The organism is Campylobacter sp. JMF_15 NE4 (assembly GCF_027737645.1).
Lineage (GTDB): Bacteria > Campylobacterota > Campylobacteria > Campylobacterales > Campylobacteraceae > Campylobacter_B.
Window position 1 is genome coordinate 375695 of sequence record NZ_JAOVTY010000001.1, and the last position, 23737, is coordinate 399431.

At 41.2% G+C, this 23737-nt stretch carries 16 protein-coding genes; 5 read left to right on the forward strand and 11 right to left on the reverse strand.

Features of this window, described 5'->3' with window-relative positions:
- The first annotated feature begins 51 nt into the window (after positions 1-51).
- Both OFN98_RS01980 and OFN98_RS01985 read left to right on the forward strand, forming a co-directional pair.
- Positions 52-1383, forward strand: a complete 1332-nt coding sequence (locus OFN98_RS01980) for an SH3 domain-containing C40 family peptidase (RefSeq protein WP_270874761.1) — start codon at positions 52-54, stop codon at positions 1381-1383.
- Entirely contained in the window at positions 1380-2330 is a 951-nt protein-coding gene (locus tag OFN98_RS01985) for a hypothetical protein (protein WP_270874760.1), read from the forward strand. Before OFN98_RS01980 ends, OFN98_RS01985 begins: the two co-directional genes overlap by 4 nt.
- 50 nt (positions 2331-2380) lie before the next feature.
- Here OFN98_RS01985 and OFN98_RS01990 read toward each other — a convergent pair whose 3' ends face one another.
- From OFN98_RS01990 to OFN98_RS02010, 5 genes are all read right to left on the reverse strand, one after another.
- Entirely contained in the window at positions 2381-3724 is a 1344-nt protein-coding gene (locus OFN98_RS01990; RefSeq protein WP_270861796.1) for an anaerobic C4-dicarboxylate transporter, read from the reverse strand.
- A gap of 70 nt (positions 3725-3794) precedes the next feature.
- On the reverse strand, positions 3795-5204 hold the full coding sequence (locus OFN98_RS01995) for an aspartate ammonia-lyase (protein ID WP_270858973.1): 1410 nt from the start codon (positions 5202-5204) through the stop codon (positions 3795-3797).
- A 127-nt stretch (positions 5205-5331) separates the two neighbouring features.
- A complete protein-coding gene (locus OFN98_RS02000) occupies positions 5332-5940 on the reverse strand; it encodes a DedA family protein (RefSeq protein ID WP_270870802.1) in 609 nt (202 codons plus the stop codon).
- A gap of 78 nt (positions 5941-6018) precedes the next feature.
- A complete protein-coding gene (locus OFN98_RS02005; protein ID WP_270866433.1) occupies positions 6019-6831 on the reverse strand; it encodes a peptidylprolyl isomerase in 813 nt (270 codons plus the stop codon).
- A gap of 113 nt (positions 6832-6944) precedes the next feature.
- A complete protein-coding gene (locus tag OFN98_RS02010) occupies positions 6945-7721 on the reverse strand; it encodes a MetQ/NlpA family ABC transporter substrate-binding protein (RefSeq protein ID WP_270869573.1) in 777 nt (258 codons plus the stop codon).
- A gap of 188 nt (positions 7722-7909) precedes the next feature.
- On the opposite strand from OFN98_RS02010, the gene OFN98_RS02015 reads away from it, so the two are divergent.
- Positions 7910-8557, forward strand: coding sequence for a ferritin family protein (locus OFN98_RS02015; protein ID WP_270873196.1), 648 nt, complete (start codon positions 7910-7912; stop codon positions 8555-8557).
- A gap of 67 nt (positions 8558-8624) precedes the next feature.
- Here the strand turns inward: OFN98_RS02015 and OFN98_RS02020 are convergent, their stop codons facing one another.
- From OFN98_RS02020 to OFN98_RS02045, 6 genes are all read right to left on the reverse strand, one after another.
- The gene (locus OFN98_RS02020; protein WP_270874758.1) at positions 8625-9605 is read right to left on the reverse strand and encodes an NYN domain-containing protein; all 981 of its coding nucleotides are present in this window, start codon (positions 9603-9605) and stop codon (positions 8625-8627) included.
- An 11-nt stretch (positions 9606-9616) separates the two neighbouring features.
- A complete protein-coding gene (locus OFN98_RS02025; protein WP_270876576.1) occupies positions 9617-10435 on the reverse strand; it encodes a ferritin-like domain-containing protein in 819 nt (272 codons plus the stop codon).
- 13 nt (positions 10436-10448) lie between these two features.
- Positions 10449-12464 (reverse strand): ATP-dependent helicase, encoded by a 2016-nt coding sequence (locus OFN98_RS02030; RefSeq protein WP_270876613.1) that lies wholly within the window; start codon positions 12462-12464, stop codon positions 10449-10451.
- A 176-nt stretch (positions 12465-12640) separates the two neighbouring features.
- A complete protein-coding gene (locus OFN98_RS02035) occupies positions 12641-13978 on the reverse strand; it encodes a M48 family metalloprotease (RefSeq protein WP_270876577.1) in 1338 nt (445 codons plus the stop codon).
- Positions 13979-13990: 12 nt separating this feature from the next.
- A complete protein-coding gene (locus tag OFN98_RS02040; RefSeq protein ID WP_270876578.1) occupies positions 13991-14584 on the reverse strand; it encodes a LemA family protein in 594 nt (197 codons plus the stop codon).
- Positions 14585-14650: 66 nt separating this feature from the next.
- The gene (locus tag OFN98_RS02045; RefSeq protein WP_270876579.1) at positions 14651-15742 is read right to left on the reverse strand and encodes a D-alanine--D-alanine ligase; all 1092 of its coding nucleotides are present in this window, start codon (positions 15740-15742) and stop codon (positions 14651-14653) included.
- A gap of 124 nt (positions 15743-15866) precedes the next feature.
- Here OFN98_RS02045 and OFN98_RS02050 point away from each other — a divergent pair, with 124 nt between their 5' ends.
- Both OFN98_RS02050 and OFN98_RS02055 read left to right on the forward strand, forming a co-directional pair.
- Complete coding sequence (locus OFN98_RS02050) at positions 15867-18470, forward strand: transglycosylase domain-containing protein (RefSeq protein WP_270876580.1); 2604 nt, start codon at positions 15867-15869, stop codon at positions 18468-18470.
- Between the two features lie 72 nt (positions 18471-18542).
- The gene (locus OFN98_RS02055) at positions 18543-23696 is read left to right on the forward strand and encodes an alpha-2-macroglobulin family protein (RefSeq protein WP_270874755.1); all 5154 of its coding nucleotides are present in this window, start codon (positions 18543-18545) and stop codon (positions 23694-23696) included.
- Positions 23697-23737 lie beyond the last annotated feature (41 nt).

The window sequence follows — 23737 nt, forward strand, 5'->3', positions numbered from 1 at the left end:
TATCCTGTTTTTTGGCAAAATTATAGCCAAAAATTTTTAAAGGTAGCAGTTTTGAGAAGGCAAATTTTAATATTTATAACATTTATGTGGATTTTGGCTGGTTGTGCCTCACACGCGCCACAAAAATCCAAATTTATCCCCGAAAATCCAGAGGTTTTGGCGTTAGAATTCGAGCAAAGTGCAGAAATTTTGCCGCCTGTGAGCGCCGAAAGTAGGGCAAGTGGGGAGAATTTTAAGGAAAGGTATTTTCGCGTTTGGGACGCTGAAAAAATCACCGCTAGCCCAAAAGACGCATTTTGGGGGCTAAACTACGCTAAGGGCAGGCACTTTGATCTAGGGGGAAACATCTACCCGCAAGCTGTGTATGATGCCATGCACGAAAATGCAAACAAAAAAGCCCTTGGTAGCGTAAATATCCCAGCAATCACTATAAAAAACACGCTTTTGCGAAATATCCCAAGCGATATGCCGATTTTTGGCGATCCTAGCGAGCCGGGCGAGGGCGAGCCTTTTGATTATGCGGCAAATTCGGCTCTTGGCGTGGGATACCCGCTTTTTATCTCGCATTTTAGCAAAGACGGCGTCTGGGCGTTCGTGCAAAATGACGGCGTGTGGGGCTGGGTGAAGGCTAGCGATGTGCAAGAAATGGGGATAAACGGCGCTAATGCGTATAAAAATTCTAAATTTATAGCGATTTTGCAAGATAATGCGCCGATTTATGACGAGAGTAGGCGTGAAATTTTTAGAGCGCGCACGGGGACGATTTTGCCGTATGATTTCGCTGGTGGCGGGCTATATGGTGGCAAGATGATTAGCAAAGAGGGCGTGAGAGCGTATTTTGTGGAGGATAAATTTGCCAGAATTTGGCCAGCCGAGCTTAATAGCGAAAACGCAAAACTAATCAGCGCAAGTCTGATAGGGCAAAAATACGGCTGGGGCGGATACAAACTGCTGCGCGATTGCTCGCTACTGACAAAGGATTTTTTGGCGAATTTTGGGCTTTGGCTTCCAAGAAATTCAAAGGCGCAATCAAAGCGCGGAAGGACATTTTCGCTAGCAAATTTGAGTGCGAGCGAGAAGCTAAATTTGATAAAAACACACGCCAAACCTTATGCGAGCGTGATTTATATGCCAGGGCATGTAATGCTCTATGTAGGCGAGATAGAGGGCGCGCCAGCCGTGCTTCACAATGTCTGGGGACTAAGGCGTATGAATAAAGAGCGCGCGGTGATTGGCAAAACGGCGATTACCTCGCTAAGCATAGGCGAGGATAGGGCTGATATCGCAGAAGATAGATTGCTAATCTCGCGTATTAGCGCATTTAGCGTGCTTAGCGAAGATGACGGGGTTAGCATACGAGAACTTTTTGGACTAGAAAAATGAGATCGAAACTTTACAACGACAATCTTTTAATCGAAGCCCAAACCCATATTGATAGACTTCATTTAAATATCGCGTGGGAGCGGTTTTGTGAATTTTACAAAAAGGCTAGCGCGATACGCAAAAACGATGAGTATTTGCTAGGGCTTTTTGGGGCGTGTTTGGGATATCTGCCTGATGAGGGTATGAAATTTATGGACTATGGCGCGCATATCATAGATGATGGCAAGGTCATAGGGATAATCGAAATTTTAAACGAAGCAAACCCTGATAAAAATTTGGTTATTCCAAGGGCGTTTGCTAGGCTTGGCGAGCACGAGGAGGCTAGATATCTCATCATCACAGATAAAAAAATTTTGAGATTTTACCTAGATTATGAAGCGCAGTGGCAGAGCTTTTATTTTGAAGATTTGGATTTTTTGGAATTTTGCAAATTTTACGCACTGCTAAATTACAACGCCCTAAAATCCGGTATCCCAGTGACGATGAGGGAGCGCACGGCGTATCGCGAACAAGACATTTCTAGCAAACTTTACCGAAATTTTAAAATTTTTCGTATGTCGCTTTTCGAGGATATGTGTATCCAAAACGAGAGCTTAAATCACCTTTTGCTAAGCGAGGCGTTAAACAAGCTTTGCGATAGGATAATTTTCGCGATTTATGCTTCGCACAACGAGCTTTTGCCAAGTGGAGCGCTAGAAAGCGTGCAAACATACGAGGAGCTAAAAAGCCTTTTTGCGCTTATTCACACGGGGGAGCAGGGCGTGGTGAGATTTAATGGAGATTTGTTTGCGCCTGATTTGCTTTTAGATAATCTTAAAATTAGCGATTTGGCATTGGAGTTAAATTTGATTTCCAAATACGATTATAAACTCGATGTTACGCCAGATATGCTCTCATACATACTATCGCAAATTTACAATTTCGAAGAAATTTTTCAAAAGAACTGAATTTTAAAATTTAAAATTTCTTGCAGAATAAATTCTGCAAGAAATTAGTATTAAATTAAGGCAGGAGCTACTAAGAAGCCTAACGCTACTGATAGCGCGACCATGATAGTTCCTGGGATGAAGAAGCTGTGATTGAATACATATTTTCCAACTCTTGTTGTGCCTGTATCGTCCATAGCGATAGCACCCAAAGTCGTAGGATATGTAGGTAATACGAAAAGACCTGATACAGCAGCAAAAGAAGCAACCAAAACCCAAACTTGTCCAGCTGTCTCTGGGCTAGTCATACCAAGTGCTAATGCAACTGCTGGCATCATAACTTTTGTAGTTGCAGCTTGTGAGTATAGCAAGCAACTTAGGAAATATAAAACGATAGCTAGAACAAATGGATAGTTGCTAACGATATTTTTCGCTACATCTTTGAAAAGATCGATGTGGCCATTAACAAATGTAGTTCCAAGCCATGCGATACCTACGACGCAGATACAAGCGCTCATACCGCTTTGGAAAGTGTTTGCTTGTAATAGTTTGCCTGTATCGACTTTGCACAAAACTGTGATAAAAAAGCCGATTGTAAGCATAAAGCTAATAATAGCAGCGTCGCGAGATAGGATTGGTTTTTCGACCAAACCAACGCTTTTTGAGATAGCAAGAGCGTAAGCAACGACAATCAAAACACCGATAGCAAAAATCGCAACTGAGCGTTTTGCAAATGGTTTTGGCTCAGCGTATTCTGTAACTTTAACCTCTGAAACTAAACCTTTTGCTAGTCTTTCTTGATAGATTGGATCTGATGAAAGATCTAGTTTGAAAAATGTATTTACAAGAACCGCTGTGATAATCATAGCAACAAATGTTGTTGAAATGCAGATGAAAAGTAGTTTTGGATAGCTTACACCTAGTGGCTCAACAACACCTGTCATAGCTACGAACGCAGCTGAAATAGGTGAAGCTGTAATAGCGACTTGGCTTGATACAACTGAAAGCGCTAGTGGCGCGCTTGGTTTGATGTTTTGACCCTTAGCAACCTCTACGATAACTGGGATCATAGAAAACGCAGTGTGACCAGTACCAGCTAGGATTGTTAGCATATAAGTAACAGCTGGTGCTAGGATATTGATTTGTTTTGGGTGTTTGCGCAAAATTCTAGACGCAATCTGAACCAAATAATCCAAACCACCTGCAACTTGCATAGCAGCAATCGCTGAAATAACTGATGCGATGATCAAAATAACATCTACTGGAATATCTTTGAATTCCACCTTCATACCGATAATCGCCATAACGACGATACCTAAACCGCCGGCGTATCCGACGCCCATGCCGCCTAAGCGAACGCCTAGGTAGATACCAGCTAGCAATACGGCCAGTTGGACAAATAGCATAATATCCATGCAAGACTCCTTTGAAAATTCAAAACTCTAAATTTAGGGTAGGTCAAAATTTGACCTACCACGATAAAATTTATTTACCTGTTTTTTTCATGCCAGGATTTAGCATGTTTTTAGGATCTAAAATTTTATCGATTTCTTCTTTTGTTAAATAACCGCGCTCTAAGCAGATATCGCCGACTGCTTTACCAGTTTGGAGAGCCTCTTTTGCGATACTTGCTGATTTTTCATAACCTAAAATTGGGTTAAATGCAGTTACGATACCGACTGAGTTTAGCACTGATTTTAAGCAAGCTTCTGGATTTGCAGTTAGTTTTTTGATAGCTTTGTCGCTTAGTGTTTTAACTGCGTTTTCCAAGATTACGATTGAGTTGAATAGATTATAAGCAATGCCTGGTTCGAAAGCGTTTAGTTCGAAATCGCCTCTTTCAGAGCATAGCATGATAGATACATCATTGCCGATGACTTCGTAGCATGCCTCGCCTACAACTTCGCAAATTACAGGATTTACCTTACCTGGCATGATTGAGCTACCTGGTTGCATTTGTGGTAGGTTGATTTCGCCTAGACCGCATCTTGGGCCTGAATTCATTAGGCGTAAGTCGTTGATGATTTTGCTGATTCTTACAGCAGCTGTTTTTAGTGCGCCAGATACATGCACGAAATCGCCTGTATCTTGTGTAGCTGCGATGAAATCCTCAGCTGGTTTGAACTCAACACCTGTAATTTGGCTTAGGTGTTTTTCTACTACAAATTTATAATCTGGGTGGCAGTTGATACCTGTGCCGATTGCAGTTGCGCCCATATTTAAAAAGCTCATTGACTCTCTTGCAGCTTTGATTTTTGCTATATCGCTTTTAATGTAGCTTGCAAAAGCGTGGAATGTGTTGCCAAGTGTAGTTGGGACAGCGTCTTCAAGCTCTGTTCTACCCATTTTGATGATATCTTTGAAAGCCTCAGCTTTTTTCTCTAATTCGCCTTTTAGCTCTTCCATAGCAGCTAGCAAATCTGTAAGTTTAGCGTAAGCTGCGACTTTGATTGAGCTAGGGTATGTATCGTTTGTGCTTTGGCCTAGGTTTGTGTGATCATTTGGGTGGATAAATTGGTATTCGCCTTTGGCATGACCTTGAATTTCAAGAGCGACATTTGTCAAAACCTCATTGACATTCATATTTGTGCTAGTTCCTGCGCCGCCTTGGATCATATCTACTACGAATTGATCTGCGAATTCGCCTGCGATAACTTTGTCGCAAGCTGCTACAAGTGCATCAGCAATCTCTGGTTTTAAAACGCCCAATTCTTTGTTTGAAAGTGCTGCTGCTTTTTTGATTTGTGCAAATGCTTTTACAAAAAATGGATAATCGCCAAGTTTGCGACCTGTCATTTTGAAGTTGTCCAAAGCTCTGAAAGTCTGAACGCCATAATATTTGTCGTTAGGAATTTCGAGCTCACCTATAAAATCGTGTTCTTTTCTAGTTTCCATCACTAGTCCTTTCTGAAAGAATTTGTGTGATTGTAATATTAAATACCTAAAAACAATCTTAAATTTTCGTTAAAATGTTACTTTAAATTCAAAATTTTATAATTATTCGTTTTATTTTAAGATTTTATTAAATTTGGCGATTTTTTCGCTTGATATGAAGTATGTAAATTACAGAAAGAAGTAGGACAAATCCCAATAAAAGAAGCGTGATTATATGCAATTTTTCCTTAATTAATTCTTGATTTTCGCCGATAAAATATCCAAGTAGCATTAAAATCAGCACCCAAATCCCAGCACCAAGTGCTGTAAATGTGCAAAATCGCGCTAAATTCATCTTTGCAAGCCCTGCTGGCAGGCTGATGTATTGGCGGATACCTGGGATTAGTCTGCAATTAAATGTAGAAATTTCGCCGTGTTTGTTGAAAAATGCTTCAAATTTGGCAAATTTTTCGTTTGTTACGCCGATAAATTTGCCAAATTTATCAATAAATTTGCGCCCGAAAAAATAGCACAAATAGTAGTTAAAAACAGCCCCGGCCACGCTCCCTGCTAGCCCGCATGCAAATGCTATGGCAAAGCTCATTTCGCCCTTGCTAGCGAGGTATCCTGCTGGAATCATCACGACTTCGCTTGGAAATGGGAAAAAACTGCTTTCTAAAAACATCATCGCAAAAATGCCGAAATATCCCCACGCTGCGACGAATTCTACGATAAAATTTACGATTGATGTAAGCACGAATTTCCCTTAAATTTGAAATTTAGAATTTGCGCGAAACTTAAATTTTATTAAATTTCGCGCATTAAATTGAAATTTTTATTTTGCGTATTCTACTGTCTGTTTGCTAAATAGCTCGTTTGCGATATCGTCGATTTTTTTGTTTAGTTTGCTTGGCGCAATTTGAGCTTTTATCATCTCTTTTACTTTGTCAAATTCCACAGGAGCAGCCTCTTTTAGGTCTTCTTTGTAGATGACATGATAGCCAAATTGAGTTTTTACAGGGGTTTTGCTAATCTCACCTTTATTTAGCGCCCACGCAGCCTCTTCGAACTCGCTTACCATCATACCTTTGCCAAATGAGCCCAAATCGCCGCCGTTTTCTTTGGCGCTTGGATCTGTTGAAATTTCTTTGGCAAGTTTGTTGAATTCGGCTTTTAATTTGTCTTTGCTGACTTTTTCTAGCTTAGCGATAGCGTCTTTTGCCTCTTTTTCATCTTTTAGCAAAATGTGGCTAGCTACGACGCTTTCTGGTTGCATGAAGCTGTCTTTATTATCATCATAGATTTTTTTGGCCTCTTCGTCGGTTACTTTGACATCTTTTGTTTGCTCTTGTTGCCACAAAGCAAAGGCGATTTCATCTTTTGCAAGTTCGACTTGTTTTTTGTATTCTTCGCCATTTACGATACCGCTTTTTTTGGCCTCGGCAATCATAAGTTTAAATTTAATCATTTGATCGATTAGTTGTTTTTTGTCCTCATCGCTTGGGGTAGCGTGTGGGTTTTGAGCGAATACTGGTGCGATATCCTCGTCTGTAACCGTGATATCTGTGCCTTTGACGCTAGCTAACACGCCAGCATTTAGCGAAAGCGCCATAGCGGCGACGAAACTGATTGATAAGAATTTTTTCATTTTTTTCCTTTTTTGAAAATTTTTGCGCGCATTATAAAAAAAGATTGTAAATATATGCGTAATATGATAAAAAATGCGAAATTTAGCCTACGAATTCGTAGGCTAAATTTGGATTAAAACGACGGAACAATCGCGCCTTTGTATTTTTCCTCGATAAATTTTTTCACACTTTCGCTTTGAAGTGCGCTATCAAGGGCTTTGATTTTTGGTAGGTTTTCATTACCTTCTTTGACGACAACGATGTTTGTGTATGGGTTGCCGACTGCTTTTTCGATGAAAAGTGAGTCTTTAACTGGGTTTAAATCCGCGTTGAAAGCGAAATTTGAGTTGATTACGGCGATATCGACATCATCGAGTGTGCGAGGCAAATTTGGACCTTCAAGCTCTAAAATTTGGATATTTTTAGGATTTTTGGTTACATCTAAGGCTGTGCGGAGCTCTACATCTTTATTAACCTCGATTAATCCTGCATCCACAAGCACATCAAGCGCGCGAGATTCGTTCGTAGGATCGTTTGGCACGGCTACTTTGGCGCCGTCTTTTAGGTCTTTTAGATCTGTGATTTTTTTGCTATAAATTCCCATCGGTTCTAAATGCACGCCAACTGTTGTTTTGAGTTTTGTGCCATTTTTGGCGTTAAATTCCACTAAATATGGCTCGTGTTGGAAATAGTTCGCATCCACGCTGCCGTCATCTGTGGCTAAATTTGGAGTAACATAGTCGTTGAAAACTTTGACTTCGAGCTCGTATCCAGCGGCTTTTAGCTCTGGTGCGATATGCTCTAAAATCTCAGCATGTGGCACAGGAGTAGCTGCGACAACTAATTTTTCTGCCAAGGCAAAACTTACAACGCTTGCACTAAGAAGTGTAGTTAGAAATAATTTTTTCATTTCTTTCCTTTGATGAGAATTTAAAAAGGGCGATTTTATCATAAAATTTGGGCGCAAAACACAACAATTATTAAATTTATATGTAAATTTGTATTTGAAATTTCACTTCTAAATAATAATTTTTATTAAGTAGAGTTTAATGAGCTTTTGGTTATCATAAATCTTGAATTTTTGATAAAGGAGAGAGTATGAGACAATACGAAACATACAAATGCGACAAATGCGGCTGTGAAGTCGAAGTGCAAAAAGTAGGTGAGGGCGCAGTTTTGACATGCTGTGGAGAGCCGATGAAATGCATCACAGAGGATTTGACACAGGTAAATTTGATGAAGGCGTTTGCTGGCGAATCACAAGCTAGAAACAAATACGATCTTTACGGAGATTTAGCCAAAGAAGCTGGTTTTCACGCTATCGCGCGCCACTTTTACGAAGCGGCTGAAAATGAAAAATGGCACGCAAGAGCCGAGCTTAAAGCCCATCACGCAGCAGCCGGAATTCCGCTAGATAAAATGGATAAAAACCTAATCGACGCAGCAGCTGGCGAGAGATACGAGCATGAGAGCATGTATCCAAGCTTCGCTCAAATCGCCACAGAAGAGGGCAAAAAAGAGGTCGCAAGGCTATTTAACGCTATCGGCAAGGTCGAAGTCGAGCATGAGCGCGAATACAACGAGCTTCAAAAAATACTTTTAGAAGAGGGATTTTTTGAAAGTTTTGATGAGGAAGTTTGGGTTTGCGAAGTGTGCGGTCATGTCCATCGTGGCAAAAAGGCCCCAGGCGCATGTCCTTTATGCAAGGCTCCAAAAGAGTATTTCAAAAAACAAAGATTAGTTTAATCTCGCAAATTTTGGCGTCAAATTCGGCGCCAAAATTTTTAAAAATTTCATTGAAATTTGAGCCAAATCACACTGTTAATTTGATTTTATTATCCTTCATTTCGACATTATATAGCTTTTGTAAGGCTTCATAAAAGCTCAAATCATATTGTTTATAATTCCATGAAGCGTTGATTAGTTGATCTAATCTATCATCGATTTTTATCCAGCCATTTTCGTCTTTGTAACTATCTGGCAGGGCGCGTAGTATCGAATAAAGCTTGCCAAGTGGTATTTTTTTGCAATACATCCTATTTAAATTATCTGTTTTGAATTGCAAATTATTAAGCGTTTTTAGCATATTTGAAATTTTAGCATATCCATAATCCCTAGGGTCAAAATCTGATTTTATGGCGCTTATGTAGTTTCGTATGTCACTGACATACGCCCAGCCCGTATCTTCATCGCTAGTGGCTTTTATCGCAGTGTAAAGCAGAGTTTTTGTTTTATCATCGAGCTCTTGCCAAGTATTTTGCGGTAATTTTGGGTGTTGCGTGGCAGGCTGTGTGCTGGTGGAAGTTTGGGTTTGCGCAGAAGTTTTGTTTTCTAAATTTGAGTTAGTATCGCTCAAACCTAAATTTTCAATATAAATAAATTTATTACACGCCTTGATTAGGGCGTTTGGGGTTTGCTTTTTGCCAAAACCATAGACAGTTTTTCCGCTTTGTCTTAGACGAGATACGAGCGGAGTGAAATCGCTATCGCTACTAACTATGCAAAATCCGTCAAGTGGAGCTTCATTTAATAAATCCATGGCGTCTATGATAAGTTGCATATCTGTGGCGTTTTTGCCCGGTGTGTAGTTGAACTGTTGAACGGGAATAATTGCAAAATCATACAATTTATCCTTCCATGATTGTAGGTTTTGGCTCGACCAATCTCCATAAATTCTTTTTACATTTGCAATTCCAAATTTTGCGATTTCCTCGAAAAGTTCCTTTACTTTGCTAGCACTTGCGTTATCGCCGTCGATTAAAACGGCGAGTTTTATGTCTTGTAAATTTTGCATAATAAATCCTTTTAATTTCCTTGCAACTCTTTGATTTTATCGATTTCGCTCTGCGAATAGCCAGCTTGCAAGCGGGCGGTTTCGTTTATCGCGCGAGTGGTTTTAAAGGCTTTTGGGTAGTGGCGCATAACGATTTCGAAAAAACACTCCGAGCTAACTCCCAGCCTAGCACACTCGTATTTAAACCACTTATCGCCTTTGCTCACATGCGAAACTTCTTCGCGCAAAATCATCTCCAAAAGTGGTCGCAATGGCCTTTTATCCGGCATTTCATCGATATGCGAAAGCAGATAAAAGTTCGCATCTAGCCCGCCAGCCTCCAAGTGCCTAGGCACCACTGCCATGCGCTCAATTAGCGAGTGCTGAGTTTTTTTCAGCGCCTCAAATAGCCCGTCATGCACGCTAAAATCGCCATAAGAAAAGCCTGTTTTTTCTAGCTCGGCATTTACGAGCGAAAAGTGCCTCACCTCATCTTCTGCCACTTCTAGCCAATCAGCGTAAAATTCGCGTGGCAGTCCCGCGAAACGATAGCACGCATCGAGCGCTAAATCAATCGCGCTGTATTCGATATGCGCCACAGAGTGCAGAAATAGGGCGTTTTTATCGACATTTTGCTTTTTTAAATTTTTGTTTTGGATTTTTATATCTTTGACCTGCGAAATTTGGGCGAATTTCGCATAGCTAGGATTTTCGAGCGGTTTTGGCTCAAAATTTTGTTCAAATTCTACTTCGTTTTTGCAAAATTTTGCGTAAAATTTTGCAAATTTTTCTATTTTTTCGTTTGGGCTACCAGCGTTTAAAATTTCCCAAATTTCTGCGTGAAAACTCATCTCTACCCCCAATTTACGCCATACCAGCTTCAACTAAAAAGCAGCTTGGCTGATAGTTTATTTTGCGAATTTTATCAAATTTTGCGTAGCTTAGATATAGCTCATTTCGCGCCCTAGTAACCGCGACATAAAATAGTCGTCGCTCCTCATCTAGGCTGCCACCCATGCCCATTAGCTTCAAATTTGGGAAGCGGTTTTGCGCCAAATCCACCAAAAACACGCTATCAAACTCCAAACCCTTGCTAGCATGCACGCTTAGCAGATTTACGCCCTCGCCCTCACTCATTTCCTTCGCGCCAAGTGTGATGAAGTTATAAAAACTCCCCGCGTCCTTGTATTTGCTCGCAATCCCGCCCAAAATCGCTACTTTGTTATAAATTTTCTCATTTTCGTTCGTTTTGCGATCGGAATCGATTTTGCCGTTTTTGAGCGTGGCTCTGTGAGTGGCGATATTATCGGCGATTATGGCAAAAAGCTTTGAGGATTTTATCAAATTCACTAGCTCGCCAGCGCCAAAATTTGGGCTAAATTTGCTAAATAGCGTGTATAGCTCGTGCAAAATCACAGCTGCGCTTTCGTTTAGTTTATTGTATTTTAGCACCGGATTTTTGGCGAAATTTTCGCTAAATCCAAGCGTGCTAAATCGCTCCAAACTCGCCTGCAAATCCATATCGTCAAAAAGTCCTAGCTGGTAATTTCGCTTTTTTTGCTCGTAAATTTTCGCACTCATATCAGGGCGCAAAAAGCCATCTTTGATATTTCCGCCACCAAGCGTGATTAGCGCGTCGAAAATTTCCTTGCTAGTGGCGTTTCCCACGCCTTTGGCATACTCTAAAATCCCAAGAAATGCCATCATATCCTTTGGGTTTATCAGCGCGCCGAAAATATCCATAAACGCCTTTATTTCGCGACTTTCAAAAAAGCTCGTGCTGCCTTTGCGCTTCGCGCCGATTCCTAGCTCTTTGAGTGCGACTTCGATCCCGTCAGCCGAGGAGTTGTTGCGAAAAATCACCGCAAAACTCTCAGGCGCGCGCCTGCTTTGCTTGATTTGCTGTGCGATATGGCCGTATTGCGACATAATCTCATCATAAACATGCAGTTTTGGCGCGCTAAATTTGCCCGTGCGCCCCACGACTAGCTTTTTGTCATACAGGCGCGGATTGTTTGAAATGACCTTGTTTGCAAGGGCTAAAATTTGGCTAGATGAGCGGTAATTTATGTTTAGTGTGTAAATTTTTGCGTCGCTAAAACGGGTGCCAAAAGAGCCGATTATATCGATGTTTGCGCCGTTAAAGGCATAAATGCTCTGATCGAAATCGCCCACGCAAAAAAGGCTTTTTGTCCTAAATGCGTCGATTAGTGAGCCTTGAAGCGAGTTTGTGTCTTGATACTCATCGACTAAAATTTCATCATAGTATAGTGGCGCGTCCTTGCGCAGTTCGTGGCGCATTTTAAGCAGTATGTCGTTAAAATCGGCGTAGTTAAAGCGGGCTTTTTCCTCTTCAAATTCACGCAAAATATCCTCGTAAATTTCGCTAAATTCAGCCTGATCTTCGAAATTTCTAGCAAACCACGAGCCAAAACTCTCTCCTGTTTGTTTGTTTTGAAAGAGCGAGTATATGTCGTATAAATACGCACCGCCATACGGCCTAGTGTCGCTGATATGGTAAAATTTGCGATTTTCTACGATACTTTTTAAAAGCGTTTTTAACTCACTTGGCTGTTTTAAAATCACACCCTTGCCAAGCTCGCGCAAAAGTGCGTAAGATACCGCGTGGAAGGTGCCTGCGGTGATTTTGGCGGTGATTTTTTTGTCAAAATAGCGATTTAGCCTCGCAATCATTTCGCTAGCTGCCTTGTTTGTGAAGGTTAGAAGCAAAATTTTGCTTGGATTTACGCCAAGGTGCAGTAAATGCGCAATGCGCGCTACAATGGTGCTAGTCTTGCCTGTGCCTGCGCTTGCGATTACGAGATTGTGGCCAAAGGGCGCAGTCGCGGCGGAGTATTGTTCTTGGTTTAAATTTGATATTGCGTTCAAAATTTTCCTTTAAAATCGTAGATTATAGCCTAAATTTATTATAAAAAAATTAGCCCTGCGCCTAAAATTTGGCGCAAATTTGGGCGTGAAATTTAACCAAAATTTGCGAATTTCAAAATTTAGCCCAAATTTAACACACGAAATTTGGCGCGAAATTTAACCCAAACTCACGCGCCCATTTCTTTTAGTTTTTTTATCCGTGATTGCAGGCTAGGGTGCGTGGCGAAAAGCCCAGAAAATGCGGGCAAGAAAAACATGTGCGCGCAGGCTCTGGCGTTAGTGTTTTTGATATGAAAATTTGCGAAATTTCTTAGTGGATTTGCGCGAAAATTTCGCATTTCATCTGTGTTTATACTGCCCCTTTGGCGCGTTTTTGAGGAAAAATATCTGTTTAAATTCGGCTTTTCTTCATTTTTTGGGGCTTTAAAATCCTTTTTGCCGATTCCGTCGTGATAGGCTTTGTTGAATTTTTGTATCATAAAAAGCTTATCAAGCGCCTTTTTGATACCCAAAGGATTGCGCGTGTATTTGGCTGCGCTAGCGTCTGCTAAAAACTCTTTTTGCCTAGAAATCGCGCTTTGGATAAGTTCGGCAAAAACCTTACCCAAAAGCCCAAGTAGCCAAAATATTACGCCCACAAGTATGACTATGGCGACCCCGCTTCCTTTGGAGTTTCTGCCACTTCTACCCCTGCCAAACACCCTTAAAATCTCATATCCGATGAAGCTAAGTGTGCCAAGCGCGCCAATGACGCTAATTAGCCTGATATTTAGCTCGATATCATCGTGAAATGCGTGCGAAAACTCATGCGCGATTACCCCTTGCATTTCGTCTCGGTTAAATGTCCTCATTGCCCCAGCCGTGACAAAAATCGCGATTTTTTCGCTATCTTTGCCGAAATTCTCCCCACTCGCCATGGCATTTACGCCATTTTCGTTTTTCATGATAAAAACCCGTGGCATGCCCACACGCGAGGCAATCGCCATTTCTTCGATTATGTTAAGCAGAATTTTTTCGGAATTTTTGGCAGTGTGGGGGTGAATTTCTGTGGCGTCAAGCCCCTTTGCAAGGCTAGAAATGTCTGCCGTCTCAAAATAGCGTTTTTTGATATAGCTAAATACAATCACGCAGACTAAAAGCGCGGATAAAAGTAGTGGCAGGGCGTAATCCGCGCCCTCGCCAAGGGCAAAATTTTTGTAATTTAAAAAATCAAAAAATAGCGCGTATGAGAGCCAAAAAACCTGCACTAAAACGCTTGCAAAGACAAAATTTAGCCACGCAACCTTGCTTTTGGCTAGTTTTTGGTGTTCGTTTATGCTGTGAGATAGCGAGGCTGTTTTGCCAAGGAAAATGCGCGTTATGGCAAACAAAACCGCGCTACACGCCAAAACACACAGATAATACCCGGCCTTTGGCGTGTAAAAAATCTCATTTGCGCTTAAAAAATGGCAAAATTTTTCAGGTAGGTAAAAGAGCGCTAAATTTAGCGCAGACAACGCCTCCACAAAATTTCTCGCTTAAAACTCGATTTTTGGGGCTTTTTGGATATTTTCCTCGCTGAATTCAAGCAGGGCTAAATCTTTGTGAAATTTAGGGAAAAATCCGACTAAAATATTGTTTGGAAAGCTTTGTTTATAGGTGTTAAAGTCCGTCACTGCGTCATTGTAAGACTGCCTAGCAAAGCCGATTTTATTCTCGGTAGAGGTGATTTCCTCGCTTAGATGTAGCATATTTTCGCTAGCTTTTAGCTCAGGGTAGGCTTCGACTTGGATATTTAGCCCATTTAGCGCGCTTTTTAGCTCGTTTTCTGCGCTTGCTAAATTTCGCATATCGCTATCATTTAAGCCGTTTTGTTTGATACTTTCTAATGCGCTAGTTGCGCGGTTTCTGGCATTTACGACATTTTCTAGGGTCTGTTTTTCATGCGCCATGTATTTTTTGACAACTTCGATTAAATTTGGGATTAGATCATACCTGCGTTTTAGCTGGACATCGATTTGTGCAAAGGCGTTTTTAGCTTCGTTTAAAAGTGCGATAAGTTTGTTGTAAATACCAATGAGAAAAATTCCGACAAGAATTAAAATAGCTAAAATTACTAGCAAAATACTCATTTTTTATCCTTTTGTTAAATTTGGCTAAATTTCACGCTAAATTTGGAATTTAGCGTGAAATTTGAATTATTTGTTTGCTGCGATTTGCGTAACCAAATCGTAGGTTACTGGGATTTTTTTGTATTGCGGCAAAGATGTAGAAAGCCCGTCGATAATCGCGCCAAAATCGTTAAACAAATAGCTTGCAAGAGCCGCTGGGACGGGGTTGATTTCGTTTAGATAGATTTCGTTATTAAACACGAAAAAGTCGCATCTGATGATCGAGCCCTCAAATCCGCTGTTGTAAATTTTAGCAAACGCATCTTTCATCTTATCTGCGATTGAAATGCCCACGGCTTGCTCTGTCACGGTGTTTGGTTGGGTGGTGTCGATGTATTTGCGACCAAAGTCTAGGAAATCTTTTTTCACAGGTTGGCCAAATTTTGAAAATACAATTTCGCCACCTATTTTACAACCCGCTAGGCTGTATTCTTTGACATCTTTGACGAAAGGCTCGACGATGACCTCGCTATCTAGCTTAAAGACCTTGTCGATGATTTTATCGAGCTCTAAATCGCTATTTACGATACTAGCGCCGATACTGCTACCTAGGTGGGCTGGTTTTATGATGACAGGGTAGTTAAAAGACGGCAAACTCGTGCGCTTCAAAACCGCGTAATTAATCGCCTTAACCCCTGCATTTTTGGCTAAATTTTTGGTTAAAATTTTATTATGGCTTACAGCACTTGCCTCTAATCTAGGGCCGATTTGTGGAATTTCGTAAAATTCTAAAAGTGAAGCTAGCTTGCCGTCGCAACCATCACCGCCATGAATTGTGTTGATACACACATCGATTTCTAATCTGTTTTTTGAAAACATACCGCTTGTGTAAAATCCGCCATAAGAGAGGGTTAGCTCTTTGACCTTGCTACCATAAGAAGTTTGAGATGAAAAACCGCCCTCAGCAGCGTCTGTGTTGGCAGAGTGAGATCTAGCAAAATTTCTAGCAAAGTAGCTTGCTACCATATTTCCCTCTTCGATTTCGAAAAATCTGCGGTTAGCGTCGCAGTAGATAAAGACTAAATTTTTGCCTTTTAGTGCGTTTTTTACAGCGATTGCTGTGAGGATACTGACATCGTGCTCGTAGCTTTGTCCGCCAAAAATGATACCATATTTCATAATAACTCCTTTGGGCTCTTTAAAGTGTAATTTAACTCTCGATTTTATAAAATTTATGCTTTATATTCTCTTTTTGCGTGAAAAATTTGAGTAAATTTATAAATTTTATAGATATAATATTTTTATGAAATTTATGGGCTTTGTGAAATTTAGCGCATTTTTGGGCGCATTTTTGCTTTTGTTGTTTTTGATTTTGGATTTTTTATTTCCCCTAAATTTGGCTGGATTAAATAAAGAAAAGTCGTTAGTTTTGTATTCGAGCGAGGGGGAAATTTTAAATATGCAAATTAGCAGTGATGAGATTTGGAGGTTTTATGCCAGTAGCGATGAAATCCCACAGCGTCTAAAACAGAGCGTAGTGCATTTCGAGGACAGGTATTTTTACTACCATTTTGGTGTTAATCCATTTTCGATAATACGGGCATTTACGCATAATATTTCGCAAAATTTTACGCATAAAAATGCAAATATAGCCAGAGTGGGTGCAAGCACCATTACAATGCAGGTTGCGCGTATGATGAACCCCAAAGAGCGCAGTTACAAAAACAAATTTATTGAAATTTTCAACGCCTTTCAGCTCGAATTTCACTACACCAAAGATGAAATTTTGACAATGTATTTCAATCTAGCCCCCTATGGTGGCAATATCGAGGGTGTGACGAGTGCTAGCTATTTTTATTTTGGCAAGGCTTTGAGCGAGCTTAGCAACGCTCAAATCGCGCTTCTTGCGGTGGTGCCAAAAAATCCGAACAAAAACCGCCTAGACCGCGCGAATTTGGATCTAAATTCGCTAAAAAACAGGCTGATTTCTAGTCTTTATAAGGCAGGAATTTTATCGCTTAGCGAATTTGAACGCGCTAGTAGCGAGAAATTTACCCCCGCAAGGCACCCTGCGCCAAATTTCGCCCCGCATTATGCAATGCGCGCCTTTAAAAATGCGAAAAATTTGGGCGTGGTAGGGCGCGCTGGCGCGAGTGAGGCTGTGGGTGAGCGTATGGGCGAAACAGCGAGTAAAACAGCTGGCGTGGCAGAGGGCGTGAGCGAAACAGCTACCGAAACAAAACGCGCGCGCACAACTTCTGTGAGGGCAAGTTCTGTGAGGGCAAGTTCTGTGAGGGCAAGTTCTGTGAGGGCAAGTTCTGTGAGGGCAAGTTCTGTGAGGGCAAGTTCTGTGAGGGCAAGTCAAAGCGCGCACTTGGCACAAAATAGCGCGATAAAGCCCGCAAACACAGACAATCACGCTGTGCGCGCAGGCGAAACAAAGCACTTGGCACAAAATGGCGCAATCTGGCAAAACAAAGCAGAGCGCATAGCGCAAAACGACGCAAATTTAATCAACTCAAATTTAATCCACTCAAATTTAAACAAAACCTATCAACTCACCCTTGAAAATTTCCTTAAATCAAGGATAAATGACCTAGCTAAATTTGGTGTCAAAAACGGCTCAGCAATCTTAATCGACAACGAAAAAATGGCGGTTGTAGCATACGCAGGTTCGCACGATTTTGGCGGATTTTTGGGACAAAATGACGGCATAGTCTGGGCGAAAAATGTTGGTTCCACGCTAAAACCATTTATCTACGCAAGAGCCCTTGAAGAGGGGCTTATCACGCCACGCCGTGAGCTAATCGACGCTCCGATTAGCTTCAAAAACTACTCCCCACGCAACTACAATCTAGGCTTTATGGGGGTTATTAGCGCAAATGAGGCGCTCGGATATAGCCTAAATATCCCGGCTTTGAAGCTTTTATTATCCCTTGGCGATGACGGGCTTTATGAACTTTTGCTTCGTGCAAATCTCGCGCCGTATTCCAAAGAGCATTATGGGCTTGGGCTCGGGCTTGGCGGAATTAGCATAAATTTGTTAAATCTCACTCATCTTTACAGCGTTTTTGCAAACTCTGGCGAGCTAAAACCGCTAGAACTAGCAGGGGCAAAAGTCGGTCAGAGCGCGCAAATACTAAGCCCACAAAGTGCGTATATCATCACTCAAATGCTAAAAAACGCTCCACGAAGCTATCTTGGCTCTGTGTGGCAAAATACCAAAAACATGCCAGCCCTGATGTTTAAAACCGGCACGAGTGCCGATGGGCGCGACCTTTATACGATCGGCGTAACGCCAAAATTTAGCCTTGGGGTTTGGTTTGGCAATTTTAACGGCGAAAAAACGAGCGATATAAGTGGCGGGCTTAGTGCTGCGCGCGTGGTTTTTGATATGTTTTCTTACCTTTCAAACACAGGCGCGATAAATGCCGAATTTGCCCGCCCTAGTGGTGTGAGCGAAAGGGAAATTTGCGCTGATTTTTTCGTAGAAAAAGAGTGTAAAAAAATGGTGCGAGATTTGGTGATAGAGGGTGTAATTTTGCGCGATGAGTGTGAATTTTACCGCCCTAGCGAGCTTTTTTATCTTTTGCAAAACGGCATAATCGACGCAAATACGACCAAAAACGGCAGGTGCAAGGATAAAATTGCTAGCATTGCACCCGCTCTTAGCGATATAGATGGCAAAATTTACGAAGTGAGCGATAATGCAGAGATAAATCTTAGTGCTTCTTGCACGGCTGTTTTTGGTGATGAAATTTTTATTAGCGTAAATAACGGCGCATACGAGGCGAAAAAAAATGGCGAGAATTTTATGCTAAATTTGAGCGCAGGTGAATATGAGCTTTCGTGTTTGGACGAAAACGCGAATTTTAGCGTGGCGAAATTTAGGGTAAAAAATAGATAAAATAAAAAATAAAAAATTACCAAAATATAAAAATTTCACAATATAATTAGGCGAAATTCTTAGGGGAAAATCATGGAAAAAATTTTAATCAAATTTGGGCTTTGTAGCGCGCTTTGCGCTGGGTGGCTCTTTGGCGTGGAAACACAGATTAATGATGAGAGTTTGGTTTTTAGTGGTGCAAAAATCGCGCCTTTTGGCATAAGCGAGGAGCAAATCGCAAAATGTGCGCCAGGGATTACTGGCGTATATGAGTATAAAAATAGCGGTGAAATAGAGTTTTATCCAAAGACTAAGCTAAATGCTAGCACTCGCTATAACTGCGAGATTGGCGGGGAGAAATTTAGCTTTACAACGGCTGGGTTTAGCGCGAGCGAGCTTAAAATACTGCGCCCGGGACTTGCAAAGATTAGCTTTAACGATAGCGTGAGCGAGGAGGGGGCAAAGTCAGGGATTAGGGTGTATTCGCTGCAAAATTTAGCCAAAAACGATATTGGCTTTACCATTAGCGCGCAAAATGATAGAAGTTTTTTGATTTCTTACGACGCTAAGCACCCAAATATCGTCATCGAAGCAGGCGCTGTAAAATCAAAAAACGGCGCAACGCTAAGCGCGCCAAAAATCCTAAAAGCAGATGAAGAGCCATTTAACGATAGCATAAATGCGTCAAACCTAGATGATGTCAAAATTCGCGAAATTAGTTTTAATGACGGCTCGTTTGGAGCGAGGCTGTATTTCCCTCACTATGTCGATGACGCGAATTTAGCCAAATTTATCCGCGTTAATGGCGTGGGTAAATTTAGCCTTGGCGAGGCTAGATACAGATACTACGAAGATGAGCAAAAATACCCGCAAATCAGTGATAAATACTACTATCATGTAGATATCAAAAGCGCTGAATTTGCGCCAAATAAAAGCTATGAATTGCGCCTTTTAAAGGGCTTTGGCGATGATTCTAGAATAGTTAGAAATGAAATAAAGCTAAATTTCAAAACTGGCGATAGGAAGCCTTTCGTGCAGTTTAGTGATATGAAAAAATTCGTCCCTAAAAACGCAAATATCGCGATAAAAAGCTCGAATTTAAATGAGATTAGCATTAGCATCTCAAAAATCAGCGATGAAAATTTCAGATATTTTCTAAATTTTGAAAACAATTATCCGCACTCGCTAGCTAGCGAGGTTGTGAATAAAAAATTTGACATTGGCGGGGCGAAAAACGAGATTAGCGAGCATAAAATTGCTATGGATTTTAAGGGCTTTGAGGACGGCGTGTATGTGATATATGTGCATTACAAAGAGGGCGCTATAATGCGAACTATCACGCGCACAGCCTATATCAGCGATATTTCGGCTCAGGTTAGCATGGCTGATAGTGGCGCGCTAATCTATACTTCGCGCCTAAGCGATGCGAAGGCTTTGTCGCACGCTATTGTTAAAATTTACAATGACAAAAACGAGCTGATTTTAGAAAAACGCACGAATAGTGACGGAATTTTGCTTGTAAATGACACTAAATTTTTAGATAAAAATCCTAAATCTATCGAGATTACAGACGGCAAAGAGCGCGGGTTTGTGATATTTGACGAGGCTGTTTCTAGCAGGGAAGCGACTAGAAGCGACGCGCGAGCAATGGTGTATTTCGCTAGCGAGCTAGTAAGCCCAAATGAGGCACTAATCGGCTCTGTGGTGCTCAAAAAGAGCGATTTTACGCCGATTAAAAACACTCCGATAAAATACAAAATCACAGATCCTTACGGCGTGAATATCATCACTCGCGCCCTAAAAACTGACTCTTATGGCGCGCTAAATTTCAAAGAGAATTTGGGCGAAAAAAGCGGAAGTTATACCTTTGAGCTAATCTACGAGGATAAAATCATCGAAACCAAGAAATTTAGCGTCGAAAATTTCATACCAAACCGCGTGAAAAACGAAATTTTAACGAGCAAAGATGAAATTTACAAAGATGAGCTAATAATCGCAAATTTGATTTCAAACTACCTTGTGGGCGCACCAGCTGCGAGTTTAGCTAGCAAACTCGAAGTGAAATCTTACGAAAAAGAGCTTAAAATCAGCGGTTTTGAAGGATACAGCTTCACAAATGCAAGACTTAAAAAAGAGGGCACATTGGAGGTAAAAAGCGAGGAATTTAGGCTGGATAATAACGGCAAAAAAGATCTCGTAATCGCTCCAAAGGCGCAGGGTGTCTCAAATGTGGCAAATTTGATGATGAATTTTAGCGTCCAAGACGGTGGCAAAAATGTCAGCGCATATAAAATGCTAAGCTACTATCCATACGACAAAATTCTAGGAATTCGCGCTAGCAGGGACTTCATAAGCAGTGGCGAGGAGGTAAAATTCGACCTTGCATTGCTAGATAGCCTTAGCAAAAAAGAGCAAAAAGGCAAGGTGGATTTAGAAATTTATCGCCAAGATTTCACTTATATTTACGACGGCGAAAGATATGTCGAGCAAGAGAATTTCTCGCTTGTGGATAGCATTAGCGCGCAGGGCTCACAGATTGGGTATAAATTCGAAAATGGCGGTTCGTATATCGTAGTAGCAAACGACTACGCAAGCGGGGCAAGTGCGAGCGTGAGAGTCGATGTGAGCGGATATGGATACTATGGCAGGCTAAATGCCAAAGATGTCAATACCGCCCGCATAAATTTAGAAAAATCAAAGCTCAAACCTGGCGAAATGATTAAAGGCGTGATTACTTCGCCTATCGAAAACGGCGTGCTAAATGTGGCTTTGATAGGTGAGGGCATCTATGATTATAAAATCACGCAAATTCGCGGAAACAGCGCAAGTTTTGAGCTAAGAGTGCCAGAGAATTTCACCGGCGGACACATTAGCGCTAGCATTTCACGCTCTGCCTCGGGCGCTGCTATGCCACTTCGCACTTACGCTAATGTAGCTGTAAGCCTCGATGTGAGCGAGAAAAAACTCCCTCTTAGCCTGCAAAGCAAGTCTGAGTATAAAAACGGCGAAAAAGCCATAATCGTGGCAAAATCCGCGCCAAATTCTAAAATCACGCTTTATGCTGTGGATTTAGGGATACTAGACGCGATAAATCAAAAAGAGCTAAATGCGTTTTCGTATTTTGATAAGCCGATATATTTCAGGCACCGATATTTCGATATTTTCGATGATTTGAGTGTGTATAGCGCAAACGGCAAAGAACTAAGCTTTGGTGGCGATGAAATGCTAAAAAGCGCGAAGCGAAATTTAAGCCCAGTGCAAAACAAAAAAGATAAAAAATTTGTCAAAATGTATGAGAGTATCGCAAACGGCGCAGGCGAGGCTAGGTTTGAGGTAGATTTGCCAAAACACTTTAACTCTATGATTCGCCTAAGCGCGCTAGCCCTTGATGATGAAGAAAAAATCGGCTGGGCAAACTCTCAAATCAGCGTCAAAGATGATATCGTCATCAAACCAGCAGATTTGACATACATGGTTAAAGGCGATGATATAAATATCCCGCTAACGCTCATAAATACGACAAATTCGCCAAAATCGCTAAATTTAAAGGCGAGTTTTAACGACGCAGTGCAAATTTCGCTTAGTGATTCAAATATCACGCTAGGCGCGCTAGAAGCAAAGAATTTGAAATTTAGAGCAAATGCGTTAGAGCTTGGCGAGGGCGTGGTGAGCTTGGAAGCGAGCGAAGAAAATGGGGCGAAATTTGAGTATGAATTAAAATTTGATGTCATTTCGCAGTTTCCGCGCTCGAAATTTAGCGCCAGTGCTTATAGCGACGCGCCGATGAATTTTAGTCTGCCAGCTTCGTATAAAGATGTCTTTACATACATAGGCACTAGACCTAGCACTTATACGGTGGCAAGGGAGTTGGAGCGATATCCGTATGGTTGCACAGAGCAGATTAGTTCTAAAATTTTAGCCTATGATTTCTTTTACAAACGCGACCACGACGAGGCGATGAAGGGGGCTGTTTTAGAGCATGCTACGAAAATTTTATCAAGGCTTAAAAATAACGGCGAATTTGGGTATTGGAGCGCGCATGGCGAGACAAACGCATTTGCGTCGCTGTATGCTAGCGATGTGCTTTTGGATATGGACGCGAAATACAAAATCCTAACCCCAAAACAAAAAGAGCTGATTTTAAGGGCGCTAAAATCGTCGTATTCTAGCGAGCCTAGCTTGCGATTGTATGCGGATTTCGTGCTAGATAGGGTTGGCGCATTAAGCGATGATGAGCTAAATTTCGTCTATGATAAAAAACTCTACGAAGCTAGCCCGCTAGCGTCGTTTTCTATGCTTGCGATTTTGCAAAAACACAAAATGAGCGCGGAATTTAGTAAAATTTATAGTTCAAATTATAAATTTGATTATGCTAATAAAGAGGCTAGTAAAATTTTTGCTAGTGAGGTTAGGGACGCTGGATTTGCTCTGTATGCCCTAGGAAGCGTCGGTATAAAAGATAGTGTCTTAGATACTTTGGCGCAAAATTTAAGCCAAAATTTACAAGACATTTATAGCACGCAAGAAAGAGCGTTTGTGCTAAGGGCGCTGGAAGCATATTTTGGCGAAGATGATAAGGGCGTGGGCGCAGATATAGTCGCAAACGGACTTACACAAAGTATCCAAACTCCGTCAAATTCAGTAATTACGCTAAATTCTAACGACAGAGAGATCAAAATTTCGCCAAAAAATGGTGAGAAAATTTTTGCTAATTTGCTTAGCTTTGGTTACGAGCCAGTCGCGCTCAAACACAGCCCGCTTAGTATAAACAACCACACAGGAAATCTGCACGGAATCAAACAGCTAGAAATCGTGCGCGATTTTGTCGATGAGGCTGGTAATGCGGTTTCGCTTGATAATCTAAAAGTAGGGCAGAGAATTTATTCTAAGATAAATTTCCGCTCAAATTTTTATATCAGAAATTTTGTGATTGATGAGGCGGCAAGCACCTGCTTTGAGATCGTCAATGAGCGCATAAATCCGGGATTTATAAGGCCTGAGAATTTGAAGGATAAAACTAGCTTCGAGCATAAAGAGATAATGTTTGATAGGGTGCTAAGCTTCCCGGTTGGTGGGGCGTATTATAAAGATACGAAAAACGGCAATGACTATACCGGCGTATTTTACACACCGCTTAATGTAGTGTATTCTGGTATGTGTGCCTTGCCGGCTGTGAGTATCACTGATATGCAAAACGAAAGCGTAATGGATTATGATTTACCGGTGCTAAATTTCAAAATTAAATAAATTTAACCTTAAAATTTAACTTACTTGTAGAAAATTTAACT